The sequence below is a fragment of the Streptomyces sp. NPDC052236 genome (assembly GCF_044548015.1).
Lineage (GTDB): Bacteria > Actinomycetota > Actinomycetes > Streptomycetales > Streptomycetaceae > Streptomyces.
Genome location: NZ_JBIUBL010000088.1, coordinates 1 through 1,420, shown reverse-complemented (window position 1 = coordinate 1,420; position 1,420 = coordinate 1). Strand labels below are relative to the sequence as shown.

Genomic DNA, 1,420 nt, shown 5'->3' with positions numbered 1-1,420 from the left:
ACACAGTGGACGCGAGCAACTGAGGACAAGCCCTCGGCCTATTAGTACCAGTCAGCTCCACCCCTTACAGGGCTTCCACATCTGGCCTATCAACCCAGTCGTCTACTGGGAGCCTTAACCCCTCAAAGGGGGTGGGAGTCCTCATCTCGAAGCAGGCTTCCCGCTTAGATGCTTTCAGCGGTTATCCTTTCCGAACGTAGCCAACCAGCCATGCCCTTGGCAGGACAACTGGCACACCAGAGGTTCGTCCGTCCCGGTCCTCTCGTACTAGGGACAGCCCTTCTCAAGACTCCTGCGCGCGCAGCGGATAGGGACCGAACTGTCTCACGACGTTCTAAACCCAGCTCGCGTACCGCTTTAATGGGCGAACAGCCCAACCCTTGGGACCGACTCCAGCCCCAGGATGCGACGAGCCGACATCGAGGTGCCAAACCATCCCGTCGATATGGACTCTTGGGGAAGATCAGCCTGTTATCCCCGGGGTACCTTTTATCCGTTGAGCGACGGCGCTTCCACAAGCCACCGCCGGATCACTAGTCCCGACTTTCGTCCCTGCTCGACCCGTCGGTCTCACAGTCAAGCTCCCTTGTGCACTTACACTCAACACCTGATTGCCAACCAGGCTGAGGGAACCTTTGGGCGCCTCCGTTACTCTTTAGGAGGCAACCGCCCCAGTTAAACTACCCATCAGACACTGTCCCTGATCCGGATCACGGACCCAGGTTAGACATCCAGCACGACCAGAGTGGTATTTCAACGGCGACTCCACCTGAACTGGCGTCCAAGCTTCACAGTCTCCCACCTATCCTACACAAGCCGAACCGAACACCAATATCAAACTATAGTAAAGGTCCCGGGGTCTTTCCGTCCTGCTGCGCGAAACGAGCATCTTTACTCGTAGTGCAATTTCACCGGGCCTATGGTTGAGACAGTCGAGAAGTCGTTACGCCATTCGTGCAGGTCGGAACTTACCCGACAAGGAATTTCGCTACCTTAGGATGGTTATAGTTACCACCGCCGTTTACTGGCGCTTAAGTTCTCAGCTTCGCACACCCGAAAGTGCACTAACCGGTCCCCTTAACGTTCCAGCACCGGGCAGGCGTCAGTCCGTATACATCGCCTTACGGCTTCGCACGGACCTGTGTTTTTAGTAAACAGTCGCTTCTCGCTGGTCTCTGCGGCCACCCCCAGCTCAGACAGTAAATGTCATCACCGGTGATGGCCCCCCTTCTCCCGAAGTTACGGGGGCATTTTGCCGAGTTCCTTAACCATAGTTCACCCGAACGCCTCGGTATTCTCTACCTGACCACCTGAGTCGGTTTAGGGTACGGGCCGCCATGAAACTCGCTAGAGGCTTTTCTCGACAGCATAGGATCATCCACTTCACCACAATCGGCTCGGCATCAGGTCTCACCCTTAG

Annotated in this window: 1 rRNA gene; it reads right to left on the bottom strand. The window is 56.1% G+C overall.

From position 1 onward, the window contains the following. Positions 1–21 precede the first annotated feature (21 nt). Positions 22–1,420, bottom strand: a 23S ribosomal RNA gene (locus ACIHCQ_RS44590); the annotation flags it as partial.